This is a genomic window from Solirubrobacter pauli (assembly GCF_003633755.1).
In the GTDB taxonomy this organism is placed as follows: Bacteria; Actinomycetota; Thermoleophilia; order Solirubrobacterales; family Solirubrobacteraceae; genus Solirubrobacter; species Solirubrobacter pauli.
On record NZ_RBIL01000001.1, the window covers coordinates 3,503,983 to 3,521,145 of the forward strand.

The following is a 17,163-nucleotide window of genomic DNA, read 5'->3' on the forward strand; positions in this document are numbered from 1 at the left end:
ACCCGGCGCGGTCGCCGAGCGCGGCGGCCGCTCTCACGACCGCCGCGTTCCGGGCGCGGACACGCGGCGCAGGCCGCGCGCCCGTCGAAGACTACGCCAGGACCAGCGCCTCGGCGCGCAGGCGCAGGCCGCCCGCCAGCGCCGTGCGCAGCTCGTCGGCGTCGTAGCGCGCCAGCTGCCCGGTCACCCACGGGATGCCGAAGCCGGGGACCGTCATGGCCTCCGCGGTGGTGATCCACACGTAGCCCAGGTCGCCGACGCGGAAGCTCTGCACCATCGGCTCCCCGTCGAAGCGGTGGGCGTGATCGGTGTTCGGCTGCTCACGAATCAGATCCACGCGCGCAGCCTCCCGGGTGGCGGTGGGGCGCGTCAACGCGCCAACGGCCACAACCCCCCGGCCGGGCTAATGCGCGCTATTCCGAATGTCGGAGCAGGTAGTCGATGTAGATCGGGCGGCGCGCGTCCATGGCCTCCTCGTCATGGCGCAGGACGTCCAGGACCTGGCGGCTCCAGTGCGCGACCTCTTCCTGGCCCTGCTCGGCGTCGCCCTCGGCGGCTTCGGCGGCCGGGGTCTCGGACAGCAGCCGCCAGAAGAACTTCACATCGAGATGGTGCTCGGCGCGCTTGACGGCGCGGTCGTGCAGCTCACGGGAGGACAGCGCGTCGAGCTCTTCGAAGGTGGTCACGGCTCGGAGGTTATCCGCGGACCGGGTGCGCCGAACAGGTACCCCTGGGCGTACGGGCATCCGAGCGCGAGCAGCTGCGCGGCCTGCTCCTCGTCCTCCACGCCCTCGGCGACGGCGGCGATGCCGAGGGCGGAGGCGAGCGACACGATCGCCGCGACGATCGCGGCGTCGCCGGGGGACGTGCCGAGCGCGGCGACGAACGAGCGGTCGATCTTGACGGCGCGCACGGGGAGGTCGCGCAGCGAGGAGTAGCCCGTGCCGAAGTCGTCCAGCACGAGCCCGACGCCCAGCTCGCGCAACGCGGCCACGTTGGCACGAGCCGTCTTCGGCGCGCCCTGGAGCACGCGCTCCTGCAGCTCCAGCCGCAGCCGGCCGGGCGGCAGGCCGCTCGCGTCGAGGGCGTCGGCGACCACGGTGGGCAGGTCGGGCTGCGCGAGCTGGCGCGGCGAGAGGTTGACCCACACCGCCGGGCCGTCCTCGGCGCGCCCGAACGCCGATGCGCTCTCCCGGCAGGCCTGCATCAGCGTCCAGGCGCCGATCTCGACGATCAGCGCGCTCTCCTCCGCGACGCCGATGAAGTCCGCCGGGGCGCTCATCACGCCGCCCGGCGAGTCCCACCGCAGCAGCGCCTCGTGCCCGATCACCGTGCGGTCGGCCAGCGCCACGATCGGCTGGAAGGCGAGCCGCAGCTGGCCGAGCGAGAGCGCGCGCTCGAGCGCGGCCGCCGTGCGCAGGCGCTCGCGCGCGTGCCGGCGCAAGCGCGTGTCGAACACCTCGACGCGGCCGCGGCCCTCGGCCTTGGCGCGGTAGGCGGCGGCGTCGGCGTCCGCCAGCAGCGCGTCCGGGTCCTGGCGGCCGGCCGCCCCCAGCGCGATGCCGATCGAGGCGGAGAGGCGATGCTCGATGCCGTCGACGTCCAGCGGCTCGTGCAGCGCCTCGGTCAGGCGGTGGCCGAGCGCGATCGCCGTGTGCTCGTCGATGTCCTCGCAGACGACCACGAACTCGTCGCCGCCGAGCCGCGCGACCGTGTCGGCCGGGCGGACCGTCGCCACGAGCCGGCGTGCCAGCGCGATCAGCAGCGCGTCCCCCGCCGCGTGGCCGTAGAGGTCGTTGACGGCCTTGAAGTCGTCGAGGTCGATGAACAGCACGCACGCGGCGCCGTCGTCGCGGCTCGTGCGCGCGAGCGCGTGGATGAGCCGCTCCCGGCACAGCGCCCGGTTCGCGAGCCCGGTCAGCGGGTCGTGCAGCGCCTCGTGGCGCATCCGCTCGTCCCCGCGCAGGCGCCCGAACGCGGTCGCGAGCACGTTCGCCATCGCGCGCAGGAAGCTCTCCTCGTCGAGCCCGAGGTCGCCCTCCACGCAGATCTCGCCGAAGACCTCGTCGCCCGACGCGATCTCGAACGTCGTCAGGTCCTCGCTGTCGCCGCCCCAGCCGGCGAGCACCTCGTCACCGCGCCGCACGACGACGTACTCGAGCGCGAGCGTCTCGCGCATGCGGTCGACCGCCTCCACGGCGAGGTCGCCGACGTCGGCGCCGGACAGCGCGCGCCCGCCCAGCGCCGCGATCGCCGCCTGCTGGCGCGACTGGCGCTGCAGCCGCGCCATCGCCTCGCGGTAGGTCGTCATGTCGCGCCCGATCGCGAGCAGGAGCGGCCCCGCCTCGGTCTCGACGATGCCCCAGCTCATCTCGCCCACGAACTCGCTGCCGTCGCGGCGCAGGCCGTCGGCGCGGATCGTGAACCGCAGCGGGTGCTCGGTCGCGAAGTACAGCTCCATGTTGCGCGTGTAGCGCGCCCGCACCGCCTCCGGCCAGAGGACCTGGACCGGCCGCCCGACCAGCTCGCCCGGGTCGTACCCGAACAGCGTCTCGGCGTGCGCGTTGACGAACACGATCCGTCCGTCGCGGCCAGTCGCCACGGTGGCGTCCGGCAGGCCCTCGAGCACGGCCCGCAGCGCCTTCTCGCCGAAGAGCAGCCGTTCCAGCTCGCTGGAATCCGTCCCCCCGGCCTCGTACTCGTCGGCATCCATCTACGGCTCGCCGAGAGCCTATCCGGCTAGAGCAGCCCTTTATCGCGCAATTGCGCGAGGGCCTCGTCGCGCTTGTCGAGGTCGAGGCCCATGCCGGCGAGCACCGCCGGCGTCTTCGTGAACTGGATGTCCCGGTAGTCGACGACCTCGACCCGGTTGCCCCACGGGTCGCGGAAGTCCAGCCGCGAACCCGGCTCGATCGCGACGTCGGCCGCCTCGAGGGCGGCCCGCACCGCGTCTTTGTCGTCGACCACGAGCCCGAAGTGGCGGCCGTGGTCGGGCCCTTGCTCGCGCCCTTCGGAGAGCGCGAGGAACTGGTCTCCCAGGTCGATGAACGCCATGCCCGGGGCGACACCGCGCAGATGGAGCTCGAAGAACCGGCCGTAGAACTCGAGCGCCGCGTCGATGCTGTCGACTTCGAGCGCCACGTGGTTGATCCCGACGAGCTTGGAGAGCATCGCGTGATCACATCACGCGCGGCTGACCGAAGGGGGCGATTAGAACTTGAAGCCCATGACGTGTCCTCCTGACAACGGTGATCGACGCCCGCCGAGGGCGTGTTTTGCAGGGATTTTGCGACTTGGAGTCGCGCTGTGCTCCGTTCATCGGTCACACAGCACGACTTCTGTAGCCCTACAAATCACAACTACCCCGTACGGGGGAGGGCGTGCGCGTGCACGCGGCGGCCGAACGCCAACTCGGCCTCGAAGTCGGCGTCGTCGCCGTGGGCGAAGCGCAGCTCACCGGCGGTGAGCAGGCTGATGAAGACCTCGACCACGGTCGGGTCGAGCTGGTGGCCGGAGACGCGCCGCAGCTCCGCGACGGCGTCGGTGGGAGAGATCGGCTTGCGGTAGGAGTCGCGGGCGGTGATCACGTCGTAGGTGTCGGCGACGGCGAGCAGCCGGGCGCCGACCGGGATCTCCTCGCCCGCGAGCGCACGCGGGTAGCCGCGGCCGTCCCAGCGCTCGTGGTGCGCGTGCACGATCTCGGCGACCGGGCCGTAGCCGTCGATCCGCCGGACGATGTTCGCCCCATCCTCCGGGTGGCGCTTGACGGCCTCCCACTGCTCGTCGGTGAGCCGCGCGTCGGCGAGCAGGATCGAGTCCGGGAACGCGAACTTGCCGATGTCGTGCAGCAGGGCGGCGGTGTGCACGAGCTCCTGCTCGTCCTCGCTCCAGCCGAGCGCCTCGGCCAGGGCGCGGGCGTAGCGGGCGACCGCGGCGCTGTGGCGTGCCGTCATCCGGTCGCGCAGCGCGAGCGTCTCGATCATCGACACGAGCACGCCGAGCTGCAGCGCGGCCAGCCGCTCCGCCCGCTCGCGCGAGAGCAGCAGCTCGCGCAGCAGGTACTGGAACACGAGCAGCACGAGCAGCATCAGCGCGATCGCGGCCACGCCGGTGCGCACGTAGAACGCGGCGACGAGCGCGCACAGCGCCGCGCTCAGCACCTCGCTCGGCAGGACCGGGATGAAGATCTTGCGGAACTCGCCCGCGAGCGAGACGCGCGTGGCGAACGCGTGGTGGCCGCCGATCATGAGGAAGTTCATGAGGTTCGTGAGCAGGAAGACGCCGATCACGAGCAGCGGGAAGGCGGCGGACATCTCGCTGATGTCGGCGGCGTCGATGATCAGCCCGCCGACCAGCGGGAAGCTCGCGAACGTCGCCAGGTTCGCCAGCAGCAGCGGGCCGGGGGTGCGGGAGCGCAGCTGGTCGAGCAGGACGCTCGTGACGCCGATCGCGGCGGCCGGCGCGGGGCCGAGCAGCGCCATCGCCAGCACGAGCGCGAGGAACGAGCCGCTGATGCGCTGCCCGTGGTGGCGGACCGCGAACAGGTCGCTCGTGAGCGCGAGTCCGAGGATGACTGCGACGAGCGCCGGCGGGTCCCACTGGGCGCTGGTCGAGGTGAGTGCGGCCACGGCGATCGAAGCCGCCAGTACGGCGGCTTCGACGACGAACAGCAATGTCGATCGGGTCGACATCGGTCGTCAAGACTAAGCCGTCCCTGCCCACTCCCTGCGAGTTTCCATCCAGGTTGGCGCTGGAGGTCGTTCAGCGGACCACGATGCCCCCGCCCGCGGAGGCCGCATGGCCGTCGACGGTCGTGCGCGCGTAGACGATCACCCCGCGATCGCGACGGATCGCCTGCGCGAGGATGCGCTTGCCCGCCCGCGTCAGGCGCACCCGCACGCGCCGTTGCTCACCGACAGGGATGCTGAAGCGTCGCGCGCGGCTCACGACGGGGCGGTTCCCGGCCGTGAGGCGCAGGGTTCCCGCGCACGCACCCGGACCGGACACGCAACGCACGGTCACGCGCAGGGTGGACGCCAGGCGCTGGGACGGCTGCTCGGGCAGCTCCAGCTCGGCGCGGGCGCACGGGCCCGGGCCGGCGCCGATCGCGAGCGGCGACTCGACCGGCGCGACCAGCAGACAGCCGTTCGCGCTCCACAGCACGTGCCGCTCGTCAGCGGTGAAGGACTCCAGCCGTCGCGTCGGGACGCCGAACGGGCGTACCGTGCCGTCCGGCTCGAGCACCTTCAGCCCGTAGCTCTGGCGGTAGACGACCCGCGCGCCGGCGATCACGGGCCGGTAGCCCGTGCCGGCGATCCGGCGCGGTGCCCCGCCCGGCAGCAGGTCGTACAGGGACTCGGGCCCGGTGACCACGGCGGCGCGACCGTCCGGGCCGAGCGCGACCCAGTCGGGGAAGCCCGGGAACGACGGGGTGGCGACGACCGCGCCGGTCCGCCAGTTGCGGATCACGACCCGCTTGGCGTCCTCCTCCGCGTACGACATCAGGTCCCCCGCGACGGTGGCGGTCTGCGCGTCCCCCTGGTCCGGGATCGGCAGGACGTGCGCGCCGGCCGCGTCGTGCACGACGAGCCGGTCCTGCTCGTGCACGATCAGGCGGTCCCCGTCGACGGTCGCGGTGCGCAGATCGGCCGCGCGTGCGTCGAGCGGGGCGACGCGGGTCCAGGGACCCGTCGGCGGACCGCTGAAGAGGTGCGAATCCAGCTCACCGTCCGGCGTCTCGACCAGCAGGTGCAGCGCCACCCGCTGCGCCGAGGCGGACAGCTCCGGCATCGGGGTGTGCCTGGGCGGCACGCGGTACGCGAACACCCGGCGCGGCGTCCCGCCCGTGAGCGGGACCGCGTAGACGCCCAGCTCGCGCCCGCGCGTGCGCGTGAAGAACGCGGAGTCGCCGGAGAGCGCGTACGCGTCGCCGCCCACGAGCGCGTCCCCGGGATCCAGCGTGGTGAGCGGCGTCGGCATGGCCAGGGCGCTCACAAGCGCGAGAGTGGTGAGCATGCTCGACCCGAATACCCCGCCTGGGGCTAGCCGTACCCGGCTCGGGGGAGTCCGGTAGGTCGGCTCGCCGGGAGCCTCCACGGATTTCGGGCCCCGCTGAGCCGAACATCTGCAGCGTGACCGAGAACAAGAACTTCGCCGCCCGGATGGGCCGCTGGAGCGCCCAGCACCGCAAGAAGGCCATCTTCGGCTGGCTCGCCTTCGTCGTGCTCTCGCTGGTGGTCGGCGGAGCGCTCGGCGTGAAGGCCCCCGAGGACGAGAACACCTACGTCGGCGACTCCGGCAAGGCCCACGCGCTCGTCGACCAGCACTTCCCCTCCGAGAACGCGGAGAGCATCCTCGTCAAGGGCAAGGACGCGAAGGCCGTGCGCGCTGCAGTCGACGACACGGTCGCCGCGGTCTCCGAGCAAAAGGCCGTCTACGACGTGCAGTCGCCGTACGAGAAGGGCAACGAGGGCCAGCTCGCGAAGGACGGCGCGGCGCTCGTGACCTTCAAGCTGCGCGGCGATGAGGCCGCGGCGGAGACGTCGGTCGAGCCGGTGCTGGCCGCCGTGGCCGGCGTGCAGGCTGCGCATCGCGACGTCTTCGTCGGCGAGTTCGGGTCCGCCTCCGCGAGCAAGGCGCTGTCGAAGGCGTTCGAGGACGACTTCAAGAAGGCCGAGACGCTCTCGCTGCCGATCACCCTGCTCATCCTCGTGCTCGCGTTCGGCGCCCTGGTGGCCGCCGGCGTGCCGCTGCTGCTCGGGTTGTCGGCGGTAATGGCGGCGCTGGGCCTGGTCGCGCTGCCGTCGCAGCTCGTCCCGCTCGGCGAGAACACCGCCTCGATCGTCCTGCTCGTCGGCCTGGCCGTGGGCGTCGACTACACGCTGTTCTACCTGCGCCGTGAGCGCGAGGAGCGTGCGCGCGGCGCTTCACACCGCGATGCGATCCACACCGCCGCCGCCACCTCCGGCCGCGCGGTGCTCATCTCCGGCCTGACCGTCATCGTCGCCATGGCCGGCATGTTCCTGGCCGGCGACCAGACGTTCACCGCGCTCGGCGTCGGTGCGATCACCGTCGTGCTGGTGGCCATGATCGGCTCCGTCACGGTCGTCCCCGCGATCCTCTCCGTGCTCGGCGACAAGGTCGAGAAGGGCCGCGTCCCGTTCCTGCACCGCCTGCGCCGCGAAGGCGGCGAGAGCCGCGTGTGGGGCAAGATCCTCGACGTCGTCCTGCGCCGCCCGGCCGTGTCGGCCGTGCTGGCCACCGCGGTGCTCCTCGCGCTGGCGTTCCCCGCGCTCGGCATGCGCGCGGTGCTCTCCGGCACGGACGACCTGCCGCGCGACCTGCCGGTGATGCAGGTCTACGACAAGATGGAGGCGTCGTTCCCGGGTGGCCAGATCCCGGCCGTCGTGACCATCAAGGGCGACGACGTCACGTCCCCCGCGGTGGTCGCTTCGATCAAGGACCTCGAGCGGCGCGCCGTCGACTCCGGCCGCTTCAACGCGCCGGTCGACGTCACCGTCTCCAAGGACAAGCACGTCGCCCAGATCGCGATCCCGATCAAGGGCAGCGGCACCGACGACCTCTCCAACGACGGCCTGGCGGACCTGCGCCAGTCGCTGGTGGCGCAGACCGTCGGCGGCGCGGACGGCGTGTCCGCGGCCTACGTGTCCGGCATGACCGCCGAGACCAAGGACTACGTCGACTTCCTCAAGGGCCGCGCACCGCTGGTCGTCGGGTTCGTGCTCGTGCTCGCGTTCCTGCTGCTGCTCGTCACGTTCCGCTCGCTGATCATCCCGATCAAGGCGATCGTGCTGAACCTGCTGTCGGTCGGCGCCGCGTACGGCGTGCTGACCTGGGTCTTCCAGGACGGCCACTTCGAGCACGCGCTCGGCTTCGAGTCCAACGGCGGCGTCACCGCGTGGCTGCCGATCTTCCTGTTCGTGATCCTGTTCGGCCTGTCGATGGACTACCACGTGTTCATCCTCAGCCGGGTCAAGGAGGCGGTGGACCGCGGCATGAAGACCGAGGACGCCGTGACGCACGCGATCAAGGCCACCGCCTCGACCGTGACCAGCGCCGCGATCGTGATGGTCGCCGTGTTCGCGATCTTCGCGACGCTGAGCTTCATCGACTTCAAGCAGATGGGCATCGGCCTCTCGGTCGCGATCCTCATCGACGCGACGCTGGTGCGGGCGGTGCTCCTGCCGGCGACGATGAAGCTGCTGGGCAAGTGGAACTGGTACCTGCCGAAGCGGCTGCACTGGCTGCCCGAGTTCCGCCACGAAGCAGAGCCTTCGCCGTCTCAGGCCTAGCGCCCAGCGCGATCCCGATGGCCACGAGCGCCGTCCCCGCGAGGTCTGCGGCGGACGGCGCTCGGCCGTTGAGGGCCGCGTCGGCGGCGACGGCGGCGATCGGCATGAAGCCGACGAGCAGGCCGGCGCGACCGGACCCGAGGCTCTGGACGGCGCTGAACCAGAGCACGAAGGCGAGCGCGGTCGTGATCACCGCCAGGTAGAGGATCGCGGCGGTGTGGGTGAGCGTGGGCGTGGGGATCTCGCCGCGTGAGAGCACCGCCAGCTGGACCGTCGCCAGGATCGCGGCCCAGGCCGCGACGCGCATCGGGCCGAGGCGGGGGAGCAGCGGCGCGGCGAGCAGCGTGAAGCCGACCTCGCCGACGAGCGCGCCGATCGCGAGCAGGGTCCCGAGGAGCGTCACGCCGGAGTCGGCGCCGTTGACGATGGCGGCGCCGGCGACCACGACCAGCGCGGCCGGCAGCACCTGGCGGTGGCCGGTCGCGAGCGCGAGCACGACGGGCGACGCGCCGATGATCACGCCGGCGTTGGTCGCGCCGATGTGGTCGACGGCGGCGAGCACCGCGAGGTTGAAGCCGACCATGCCGACCGCGGCCGTGGCGTTCAGCAGCGCGAGCTCCTTCAACGTGGGACGGCCGAGCCGGCCTTTGAGCAGCGCGATCAGGATCAGCGCGCCCAGCGCGTACCGGATGAGCTGGCCCGCCGTGTACGAGTAGTCCGTGAGCGCGCCTGAGACCGGGAACGACGCACCGACGACGCTGGCGGCGATCGCGCCCTTGATCCATCCGTTCATGGCTGGTGACGGTACGGGCGCTCTGGCCTGGGTGTAAGGTCCAGATCGGTGTCTGAAAACCAGGCCAGAGAGGTGCTGGTCGGCTTGGAGCGCGGCGCCGGCCCACTGCAGCGCCAGGTCGAGGACCAGCTGCGCGCGGCGATCCGCTCGGGGTCGCTCGTCGCCGGCGAGCGCCTCCCGTCCTCACGCGTCCTGGCCGCGGACCTCTCCGTGTCGCGGGGCGTCGTGAGCGACGCCTACGCCCAGCTGGCCGCCGAGGGCTGGCTGGAGGTCGCCCCGCGCCTGGGCCCCCGGGTCGCCACGAACCTAAAGGGGTCAGACCCCTTCACGCGACAGGTGTCGCACGAAGGGGTCAGACCCCGACGCGCGACAGATGTCGCGGTGCGGTACGACCTGCGGCCGGGGCGGCCCGACCTGGCGCGGTTCCCGCGGGCGGACTGGCTGCGGTCGCTGGGGGTGGTGGTGCGTGGCGCCGGCGACGTGGAGCTCGACTACCCGCCGACGGCCGGCGCGCCGCGGCTGCGGGCCGTGCTCGCCGCGTACCGCGGACGGGTGCGGGGCACGCTGGCGACCGCCGACGACGTGCTCGTCGGGCTGGGCGCGGCGCAGGGGTTCATCACGCTCGCGGTCGCCCTGCACGGGGCGCGGGTGGCGGTCGAGCGCCCGGGGCACGTCGGCATCCGGGAGCTGCTGCGGGTGCGTGGGCTGGAGCCGGTGCCGGTGCGGGTGGACGGCGAGGGCATCGTGGTCGACGAGCTGCCCGACGACGTACGCGCGGTGCTCGTCACGCCCGCGCATCAGTTCCCGACCGGGGTCGTGATGTCGGCGGCGCGGCGCGCTGAGCTGCTCGCCTGGGCGGAGGCGCACGGCGCGATGATCGTCGAGGACGACTACGACGCCGAGTACCGCTACGACCGCGCACCCGTCGGCGCGCTCCAGGGCCTGCGGCCGGACCTCGTGTTCCACATCGGGTCGGTGTCGAAGACGCTCGCGCCCGCGCTGCGGCTGGGCTGGCTGATCGCGCCCGCCGCCTGGCACGCGCGCCTGCTGGAAGCCCGCGAGGGTCTCGACCACGGCCTTCCCGCGCTCGAGCAGCTGGCGCTCGCCGACTTCATCGAGCGCGGTGCGTACGACCGGCACATCCGGCGGTCGGCGCGCGCGTACCGCCGTCGCCGCGACGCGCTGCTCGAAGCGCTGGCGGCGTCGCTGCCCGACGCGACCGTCAGCGGCGCCGCCGCGGGCCTGCACGTGGCCGTCCACATCCCCGACGCGGACGAGGACGCGCTCGTCGCGGCCTGCCGCGAGCAGGGCGTGGTGCTCGACGGCGCCGCGCAGCACGGCGCGACCGGCGCGGGCGCCACGCTGCTGATCTCGTTCGCCGCCGTGCCCGACGCGGCCGCGGGCCACGTCGTGGAGCTGCTCGTCAAGGCGCGGGCACGATCACGACCGAGTCGCCGATCGTGACGGTGGCGACCGGGCTCGCCTGCGTCCAGCGGACCGTGGCGGTGACGCCGTCGGCGTGCAGCCGCGCCTCGACTCCACCTGTCGCCGGGGCGTACGTGCCGGTGCCGCTGACCGGCAGATCCCCGACGAGGCGGCTGTTGACCAGCCGGAAGGCCACGTGGTCGTCCTCGTCGGTCGCCGTGAAGTGCCCGCCGCGCAGCCCGGGGCCGCGGTTGCCGGACGAGTAGAGCCGTCGCGCGATCGCGTCGCCGAACGCGCCCGCCATGACCGTCGCGACCCGGCGCGCGCCCTCACCCGGGTCCGGCCCGGAGGCCAGCCGGGCCGGCGCGGCGGCCGCCACCGTCAGCGGGTACGCGCCCGCGGTGTGCACCGCGGGGATGAGCGCGGCGCAGCGGTCGTCCAGCCCACCGCGCAGGAACGAGCGGATCACCGTCCGCGCGCAGCGCATCCCCTCGACGAGGTGCGTGCCGCCCTGTGAGGTGACGTGGACGGTGTTGCGCAAGACGACCGTGCGGACCGTGCCGCCGAGCGCCTCCGCGACGACCGGCGCGTCGGAGACCGGCGTGAGCGAGTCGAGGTCGCCGCCGGCGAGCAGCACCGGCACCGACGCGGGCAGGCGGCGGTCCGGCAGCGCGGGCGGGCGGCGCAGCGGCGGCGGCCAGCGACGGCAGACGTCGTAGGGCTGCGTGAAGCCGCTGACGCTCGTCCACTCGCGCAACGTGAACGGGGCGAAGGTCGCGGGCGGCGGCGTGGCGCGCCCGAGCACCTGCGGGTAGTCGGCGCACGCGACCGCGAGGTACGCGCCGCGCGAGAAGTACTCCGCTTCGGTCGGCGTGTGGCTCCAGGTGCTCGCCTGGCCGGCCAGCCGCAGGAGCGGCACGGCGTCGCCGGCGAGCGCCGCCGTGACCGCCGGATCCAGCTCGCGCAGGATCACCGGGTCCGAGGCGGAGTCCTGCACGAGGTCGGACAGCGCGCGGGGGTCCACGGACACGCGCAGCGGCGTGCCGTCCGCGTCCTTGGTCCGGCCGGAGAGCGGGGCCACGCGCACCCGCTCCAGCAGCTGCCCCAGCCGCGCGACCGACCCGGGCGAGACCGTCTCCAGCGCACTGCGGGCCGTCGCCGCCGACGACGCGTACCACGGGTCGGTGTCCCGCCGCGGGTAGGCGGAGTCGAGCGTGACCGAGTGCAGGAGCGACGGGTGCCGCGCGGCGAAGTCCTGCACGAAGTACGTGCCGTAGGAGTCGCCGTAGAGGTCGACCTGGCCCAGCTTCAGCGCGCGGACGACCGCCGCGAGGTCGTCGACGGCGTACGCGGTGGCGAACAGCGACGGGTCGCCGTAGCGGCGCCGGATCTCGCTCGCGCACCGGGCCGCGGGGCGCGCGAACCCCGGCCCGCTCGTCCGGCCGTCGAACGACTGCACCGAGCGGCAGTCGATGAGCGCCGACCCGCCGGTGCCGCGGTTGTCGACCAGCAGCAGGTCGCGCGACTCGAGCAGCGGGCCGAAGATCGCGCGGTACTCGGCGCGCGTGCCCGTCGACGGATAGCCCGGGCCGCCTTCGACGGCGACGATCGGCGGTCCATCCGGCTTCCGCGCCCGGTACAGCCGGAACGCGACGTCGATCGACCGCCCGCGCGGCCGCTCGGGGTCGAGCGGCCGCCGCAGCTCCCCGCACACCGCGCCGCCACACCGCCGCAGCTCGCCCGCAGCCTGCGCCGGCGCGGCGAAGGCCAGGACGAGCGCGGCGACGGCGAGCGCGCGCAGCATGCGCCGAGACTAGTTCAGAGCCATGTTCGGCTCGCCCTTCGCGTTCAGGCCCGTGCCGCGGGCACACGCCCCGCCACGTGGCGCACCGCTGTTGTAGGCCTGGCGGAAGCAGTTGCGCAGCGCGAGCTGGCCCCAGTAGTTCGGGTGCCCGTCCTCCTGCAGCTGGTACGGGCCGAAGATCGTCGACGTGGTGCGGATCTGGTGCACCCACTCGGTCTTGTCGACCGCGCCCGGCGACTGCCAGGTCGCGACGCCCTTCTCCTCCAGCAGCCCGACCGTGCTCTCGCACAGGCGGCGCCCGTTGAGCGCCCCGACGGCGTCCAGGACCTGCACGTTGGACATGCCCGCGACCGCGTTCTTCACGGTGTTGTTGAGCGTCTCCACGACGGTGTTGCGCGCCCAGTTGACGTCGGCGTTCCAGGCGCCGCAGCCGCCGACCGACTGGCGCGACCAGCCGGTCTCCGGGTAGCGCATCCCGCCCGACAGCGGCAACGGCGCCGAGTACGTCTGCGCGAGGATCTCGTAGCGGGACTCGTCGTAGCCGGCGTTGCCCATCGCCTGCTTGAGGCGGTTGAAGGCCGCGCGCACGTTGGTCGTGATCGCGTTGATGTTCGCGGCCGAGAACATCGCGGTCAGGTTCGAGTCGTCGTGGCAGTAGTTCTTCCACCAGGACGGCGACGTGATCCAGTTGGTCACGCACGTCTCGAGGATGTCGGCGAACCCGTAGTCGTTGGCGCCGATCAGCACGACGACCGCCTTGATGTCCGGGTCCGTGCTCGCGAGGTCCTGCAGCATCCGCGCCTGGCCCTTGTTCGCGCCGGAGACCGCGAAGTCCAGGCCGGGCTTCCACTTGCCGTCGCTGGTGCGCGAGTAGGTCCGAGCGCCGGAGCAGGCGAGGTTGACGCTCTTCACGCGGTCGCCGATGTGCACCTCGGCCGATCGCGACCGATGGCAGCCGGGCGTCGACTCCGCGCCGCCCGCGTCGTCGTACGCCCCGGCGCCGAGCGCGTCGGTCTTCGACGCGGACTGGTTCGTGTTGCCCGCCCAGCGCCCGGCCTCGCCGGAGATCGCGGAGTCGCCGACGGCGACCACGGTGTCCGCGGACGCCGCGGATGGCAGGGCGGCAGCGACACAGAGTGCGGCCAGGGGGATCCAGCGTGCGCGCATCGGGGCTCTCCTCATCACTCGAACGGGTGGATCAGATCACGTGCGGCTTGGCACAAGCTTGGGTTAAGGCAGGATCCCCCGGTGCTGACCGTCGAGATCGATCCCGCCGAAGCGGGATTCGATGCGCGCCGCCTCGCGCGCATCGACACCCACTACGCCCGCTACGTCGACGAGGGCAAGCTGCCCGGCTTCCTGGCCGTGGTGGCGCGCGACGGCAAGGTCGTGCACGTGGCCAAGGCCGGTCGCGCGGACCTCGAGGCCGGCCGCGCGGTCGCCGACGACACGCTCTGGCGCATCTACTCGATGACCAAGCCGATCACCTCCGTCGCCGCGATGCTGCTGTGGGAGGAGGGCGCGTTCGAGCTCAAGGACCCGGTCGCCAAGTACATCCCCGCGTTCGCGGACGCGCGCGTGTGGGCGGGCGGGAACCAGAACGCGCCGGTCACGCGGCCGGCGGTCGAGCCCGTGCGCATCTGGCACCTCCTCACGCACACGGCGGGCATGACGTACGGCTTCCACTACGCGCACCCGCTCGACGGCGTCTATCGCGCGCACGGCTACGAGTTCGGCAGCCGCGACTCGCTCGAGGACACGGTGAACGCGTGGGCGCGGCTGCCGCTGCTGTTCGAGCCGGGCACCGAGTTCAACTACTCGGTGGCGACCGACGTCGTCGGCCGGCTGGTCGAGGTGCTCTCCGGGCAGCCACTGGACGTGTTCCTCCAGGAGCGCATCTTCGATCCGCTGGGGATGACCGACACCGCGTTCAGCGCCGTCGACCCCGACCGGATGGCCGCCCTGTACGAGCCCGGCCTCAAGCGCAACGACCGCCTCGGCGCGCCCGCGCTGCATCCGCCGGAGATGCTCTCGGGTGGCGGTGGGCTCGTCGGCACCGCGGCCGACTACCACCGCTTCACGTCGATGCTGGTCCGCGACGGCGCGCCGCTCCTCGCCCCGCGCACGCTGCGCCTGATGGCCCAGAACCACCTGCCGGGCGGCGCGGAGCTCAAGGACATCGCGCGCCCGACGATCTCCGAGACGCAGAACGACGGCATGGGCTTCGGGCTGGGCTTCTCCGTCGTGCTCGATCCCCCGGCGACCAAGATCGCCACCGCGCCGGGCGAGCTCGCCTGGGGTGGCCTGGCGAGCACCGCGTTCTGGGTCTCCCCGCAGGACCGACTGAGCGTGCAGTTCTTCACGCAGCTGATCCCGTCGAGCACGTACCCGCTGCGGTCGCAGCTGCGTCAGCTCGTCTATCAGGCGATGATGGAGTGATGCGCGCGAAGCTCGTCGGCGTTCCCGGATCGCATCCCGTCATCAGCGCGGAGCTGATGCTCCGCCACAAGGGCGTCGAGTACACCCGCCTGGACCTGCCGAACATGACCCACAAGGTCATGCTGCCGCTGCTGCGCTTCCGCGGCTCGACGGTGCCGGTGATGACGATCGAAGGCAAGCGCGTCTCCGGCACGATGCGGATCGCGCGGGCGCTGGAGACGCTCGTCCCGGAGCCGCCGATGCTGATCCAGGACACGGGCGAGGAGGCGTGGGCGGACTCCGTGCTGCAGGACGGCGTGCGCCAGCTCGCCCGCTACGCGATCGGCCAGGACGAGGAGGCGATGGCGAGCTTCCTGCATCAGCCGCTGCTCGGCATCCCGGTGGGCGTCGTCAAGCCGACCCTGCCGGTGCTGCGCCCGGTCGTCGCGCGCCAGATGCGGCCCAAGCCGGGCACCGCGCAGGCGTGCCTGCAGGCCCTGCCCGGGCAGCTGGACCGCGTCGACGCGCTCCTGGCCGAGGGCGTGATCGGTGGCGAGCGGCCGAACGTCGTCGACTTCCAGGTCGCGCCGTCGGTGCGGTTGATGCTCACCTTCGACCAGCTGCGCGAGCACATCGACGCGCGCCCCGCGGGGCAGCACGCCCGGCGCTACGTTCCCGATTATCCCGGCCGGTTCCGGGCAGTATTCCCGGACGCATGGCTGCCGCTGTAAGACACGACGTCACCATCGGGAGCGAGGTCGCCGCCTGGCTCTGGCATCCCGAGGGCGCGAAGGGCTGCGTCGTGCTGGGCCACGGGCTCTCCGCCGTGCGCGACCAGCGGCTCGACGCCTTCGCCGAGCGCTTCGCCGAGGCCGGCCTCGCGGCGCTCGCGTTCGACTACCGCCACTTCGGCGCGAGCAGCGGGCAGCCCCGCCAGCTGCTGGACATCAAGCGCCAGCTCGAGGATTGGCGCACCGCGGTCGCCTACGCCCGCGGGCTCGAGGGCGTCGAGCGCGTCGGCCTGTTCGGCTCCTCGTTCGGCGGCGGCCACGCGACCGAGATCGCCGCGAGCGACCCGAGCATCAGCGCGGTCGTCCTGCAGTGCGCGATGGTCGACGGCCTGCCGGCCGCCCTCAAGATCCCGCCCAAGACGACCGCGAAGCTGGCGAAGGTCGCGCTGCAGGACGAGATCGGCTCACGGCTCGGGCGCAAGCCCAAGTACGTGCCTGCGGTCGGCGCCCCGGGGGAGCTCGCGCTCATGAGCACCGAGGACGCCGTCTCCGGCTTCGCGTCGATGACGCCCGAGAACTCGCTCTGGGTGAACGCCGTGGCCGCCCGCATCGGCCTGTGGGTCGGCACCTACCGGCCGGCCCGCAACGCGGCGTCGATCACGTGCCCGGTCCTGGTCGCGCTGTGCGAGAAGGACTCGCTCGTCTCCAACGAGGCGCTCGAGAAGCTGGCGGACGCGGCGCCGCAGGGCGAGCTCGTCCGCTACCCGATCGGCCACTTCGAGCTCTACAGCGGCGAGTGGTTCGAGCGGGCGGTGACGCGCGAAGCGGAGTTCTTCGCGCGCCACCTGAGCGCGTGAGCTACTCGCTGATCTGGATGTAGACGCGCTTGCGGGCGCCGGCCGCCGTCGCCGTGCCGTCGCTGTTGCGCGCGCTGAACACGAACGCGTTCGGCGTCTTGGCGTTGGCCGGCGCGCACTCGACCGCCGCGGTCTGGCAGCGCGCGACGCTGACCTCGCCACCGAAGTTCGGGTCGGCGGTGCCGTCGCCGGACTGGTCGATCTTGTTCTGGATCGCGATCGTCGCCTGCAGGCCCTTGCCCTCGAGCGAGGCGCCGGCGTCGATGTAGACGTTCGCGTTCGTCTGGTAGGCGTCGAGGATCGTGAAGCCGCCCGACTGCTCCTCGATCTGCCCCGCCTCGTTGACGAGCAGCCAGCGGGTCTTCAGGGACGCGGCGTCGGCGCCGTCCACGCGGTCGGCGTTCAGGCCCGTGGCCACGCCGGTCGCGTTGGTGGTGAACGGGCGCTTGCCGTCGCCGCCGTTGCCGACGGTGATCGTGCCCGCCGTCTCCCCGCCCGCGGCGTTGAACTCGAACGCGAACCCGTTCGCGAGGTTGTTGGCCCGGATGCACGGGTTCTTCGGCGGGTTGGCCGCCGAGCCGCCCGCCGTCGACCGGCAGCCGTAGATCGCGCCGCCGCCCGTCGCGGACTTGTTGGACTGCCGCGTCGTGTAGCCGGCGGCGTTGTTGGAGATGATCTCCGTCTCCTTGGTGGCGGTGCCGTTGCGCGTCCCCTCGCGGAGGGCGTCACCGGTGGCCGCGACCCCGAGCGGCGCGATCCCGAGGACCAGGATCGTGGACGCGATGACGACGTGGCGGGTACGGGTGTTGAATGAGCGCATGAT

The 17,163-nt window shown here is 72.7% G+C and carries 14 protein-coding genes and 1 pseudogene; 5 read left to right on the forward strand and 10 right to left on the reverse strand.

The genetic code is table 11. From position 1 onward, the window contains the following. Window positions 1–91 precede the first annotated feature (91 nt). The 6 genes from C8N24_RS16355 to C8N24_RS16380 all read right to left on the reverse strand — a co-directional run bounded on the left by C8N24_RS16355 (window position 92) and on the right by C8N24_RS16380 (window position 6,015). Complete coding sequence (locus tag C8N24_RS16355) at window positions 92–337, reverse strand: hypothetical protein (RefSeq protein ID WP_121251555.1); 246 nt, start codon at window positions 335–337, stop codon at window positions 92–94. A gap of 76 nt (window positions 338–413) precedes the next feature. Continuing rightward, entirely contained in the window at window positions 414–686 is a 273-nt protein-coding gene (locus C8N24_RS16360; RefSeq protein ID WP_121251557.1) for a hypothetical protein, read from the reverse strand. Next, complete coding sequence (locus C8N24_RS16365; protein ID WP_121251559.1) at window positions 683–2,713, reverse strand: putative bifunctional diguanylate cyclase/phosphodiesterase; 2,031 nt, start codon at window positions 2,711–2,713, stop codon at window positions 683–685. Before C8N24_RS16365 ends, C8N24_RS16360 begins: the two co-directional genes overlap by 4 nt. Before the next feature lie 26 nt (window positions 2,714–2,739). Next, on the reverse strand, window positions 2,740–3,171 hold the full coding sequence (locus C8N24_RS16370) for a VOC family protein (protein ID WP_121251561.1): 432 nt from the start codon (window positions 3,169–3,171) through the stop codon (window positions 2,740–2,742). Window positions 3,172–3,359: 188 nt separating this feature from the next. Further along, complete coding sequence (locus C8N24_RS16375) at window positions 3,360–4,691, reverse strand: HD-GYP domain-containing protein (RefSeq protein WP_147447834.1); 1,332 nt, start codon at window positions 4,689–4,691, stop codon at window positions 3,360–3,362. 70 nt (window positions 4,692–4,761) lie between these two features. After that, window positions 4,762–6,015: a YncE family protein gene (locus C8N24_RS16380; RefSeq protein ID WP_147447835.1), complete on the reverse strand. Its 1,254-nt coding sequence runs from the start codon at window positions 6,013–6,015 to the stop codon at window positions 4,762–4,764. Window positions 6,016–6,131: 116 nt separating this feature from the next. Between C8N24_RS16380 and C8N24_RS34675 the strand changes: the two genes are divergently transcribed. Then, window positions 6,132–8,312, forward strand: coding sequence for an MMPL family transporter (locus C8N24_RS34675; protein ID WP_211339995.1), 2,181 nt, complete (start codon window positions 6,132–6,134; stop codon window positions 8,310–8,312). 16 nt (window positions 8,313–8,328) lie between these two features. Here the strand turns inward: C8N24_RS34675 and C8N24_RS35035 are convergent. After that, window positions 8,329–9,105: pseudogene (locus C8N24_RS35035) on the reverse strand (EamA family transporter); the annotation flags it as partial. A gap of 48 nt (window positions 9,106–9,153) precedes the next feature. Here C8N24_RS35035 and pdxR point away from each other — a divergent pair. Next, complete coding sequence (gene pdxR / locus C8N24_RS16395; protein ID WP_121251569.1) at window positions 9,154–10,569, forward strand: MocR-like pyridoxine biosynthesis transcription factor PdxR; 1,416 nt, start codon at window positions 9,154–9,156, stop codon at window positions 10,567–10,569. Here pdxR and C8N24_RS16400 read toward each other — a convergent pair. Further along, the gene (locus tag C8N24_RS16400; RefSeq protein ID WP_121251571.1) at window positions 10,529–12,334 is read right to left on the reverse strand and encodes an alpha/beta fold hydrolase; all 1,806 of its coding nucleotides are present in this window, start codon (window positions 12,332–12,334) and stop codon (window positions 10,529–10,531) included. The two genes, pdxR and C8N24_RS16400, sit on opposite strands and share 41 nt — an antisense overlap. Before the next feature lie 9 nt (window positions 12,335–12,343). Further along, entirely contained in the window at window positions 12,344–13,501 is a 1,158-nt protein-coding gene (locus C8N24_RS16405; RefSeq protein ID WP_245971870.1) for an SGNH/GDSL hydrolase family protein, read from the reverse strand. 81 nt (window positions 13,502–13,582) lie between these two features. Between C8N24_RS16405 and C8N24_RS16410 the strand changes: the two genes are divergently transcribed. The 3 genes from C8N24_RS16410 to C8N24_RS16420 are packed head-to-tail and all read left to right on the forward strand — an operon-like array spanning window position 13,583 to window position 16,340. Continuing rightward, window positions 13,583–14,773 carry a serine hydrolase domain-containing protein gene (locus C8N24_RS16410; protein WP_121251575.1) on the forward strand — a complete coding sequence of 397 codons (1,191 nt, stop codon included), beginning with the start codon at window positions 13,583–13,585 and terminating at the stop codon, window positions 14,771–14,773. Further along, the gene (locus C8N24_RS16415) at window positions 14,773–15,483 is read left to right on the forward strand and encodes a glutathione S-transferase family protein (RefSeq protein ID WP_121251577.1); all 711 of its coding nucleotides are present in this window, start codon (window positions 14,773–14,775) and stop codon (window positions 15,481–15,483) included. Before C8N24_RS16410 ends, C8N24_RS16415 begins: the two co-directional genes overlap by 1 nt. Next, window positions 15,468–16,340, forward strand: a complete 873-nt coding sequence (locus C8N24_RS16420; protein ID WP_121251579.1) for an alpha/beta hydrolase — start codon at window positions 15,468–15,470, stop codon at window positions 16,338–16,340. Before C8N24_RS16415 ends, C8N24_RS16420 begins: the two co-directional genes overlap by 16 nt. A gap of 1 nt (window position 16,341) precedes the next feature. Here C8N24_RS16420 and C8N24_RS16425 read toward each other — a convergent pair whose 3' ends face one another. Beyond that, window positions 16,342–17,160, reverse strand: a complete 819-nt coding sequence (locus tag C8N24_RS16425) for a hypothetical protein (protein WP_121251581.1) — start codon at window positions 17,158–17,160, stop codon at window positions 16,342–16,344. Window positions 17,161–17,163 lie beyond the last annotated feature (3 nt).

Bases quoted from the DNA above. Each gene is read 5' to 3' on its own strand.
- C8N24_RS16365 (WP_121251559.1), bottom strand. From the start codon at position 2,713: ATGGATGCCGACGAGTACGAGGCCGGGGGGACGGATTCCAGCGAGCTG.
- C8N24_RS16370 (WP_121251561.1), bottom strand. From the start codon at position 3,171: ATGCTCTCCAAGCTCGTCGGGATCAACCACGTGGCGCTCGAAGTCGAC.
- C8N24_RS16375 (WP_147447834.1), bottom strand. From the start codon at position 4,691: ATGTCGACCCGATCGACATTGCTGTTCGTCGTCGAAGCCGCCGTACTG.
- C8N24_RS16380 (WP_147447835.1), bottom strand. From the start codon at position 6,015: ATGCTCACCACTCTCGCGCTTGTGAGCGCCCTGGCCATGCCGACGCCG.
- C8N24_RS16400 (WP_121251571.1), bottom strand. From the start codon at position 12,334: ATGCTGCGCGCGCTCGCCGTCGCCGCGCTCGTCCTGGCCTTCGCCGCG.
- C8N24_RS16405 (WP_245971870.1), bottom strand. From the start codon at position 13,501: ATGCGCGCACGCTGGATCCCCCTGGCCGCACTCTGTGTCGCTGCCGCC.
- C8N24_RS16415 (WP_121251577.1), top strand. From the start codon at position 14,773: ATGCGCGCGAAGCTCGTCGGCGTTCCCGGATCGCATCCCGTCATCAGC.
- C8N24_RS16420 (WP_121251579.1), top strand. From the start codon at position 15,468: ATGGCTGCCGCTGTAAGACACGACGTCACCATCGGGAGCGAGGTCGCC.
- C8N24_RS16425 (WP_121251581.1), bottom strand. From the start codon at position 17,160: ATGCGCTCATTCAACACCCGTACCCGCCACGTCGTCATCGCGTCCACG.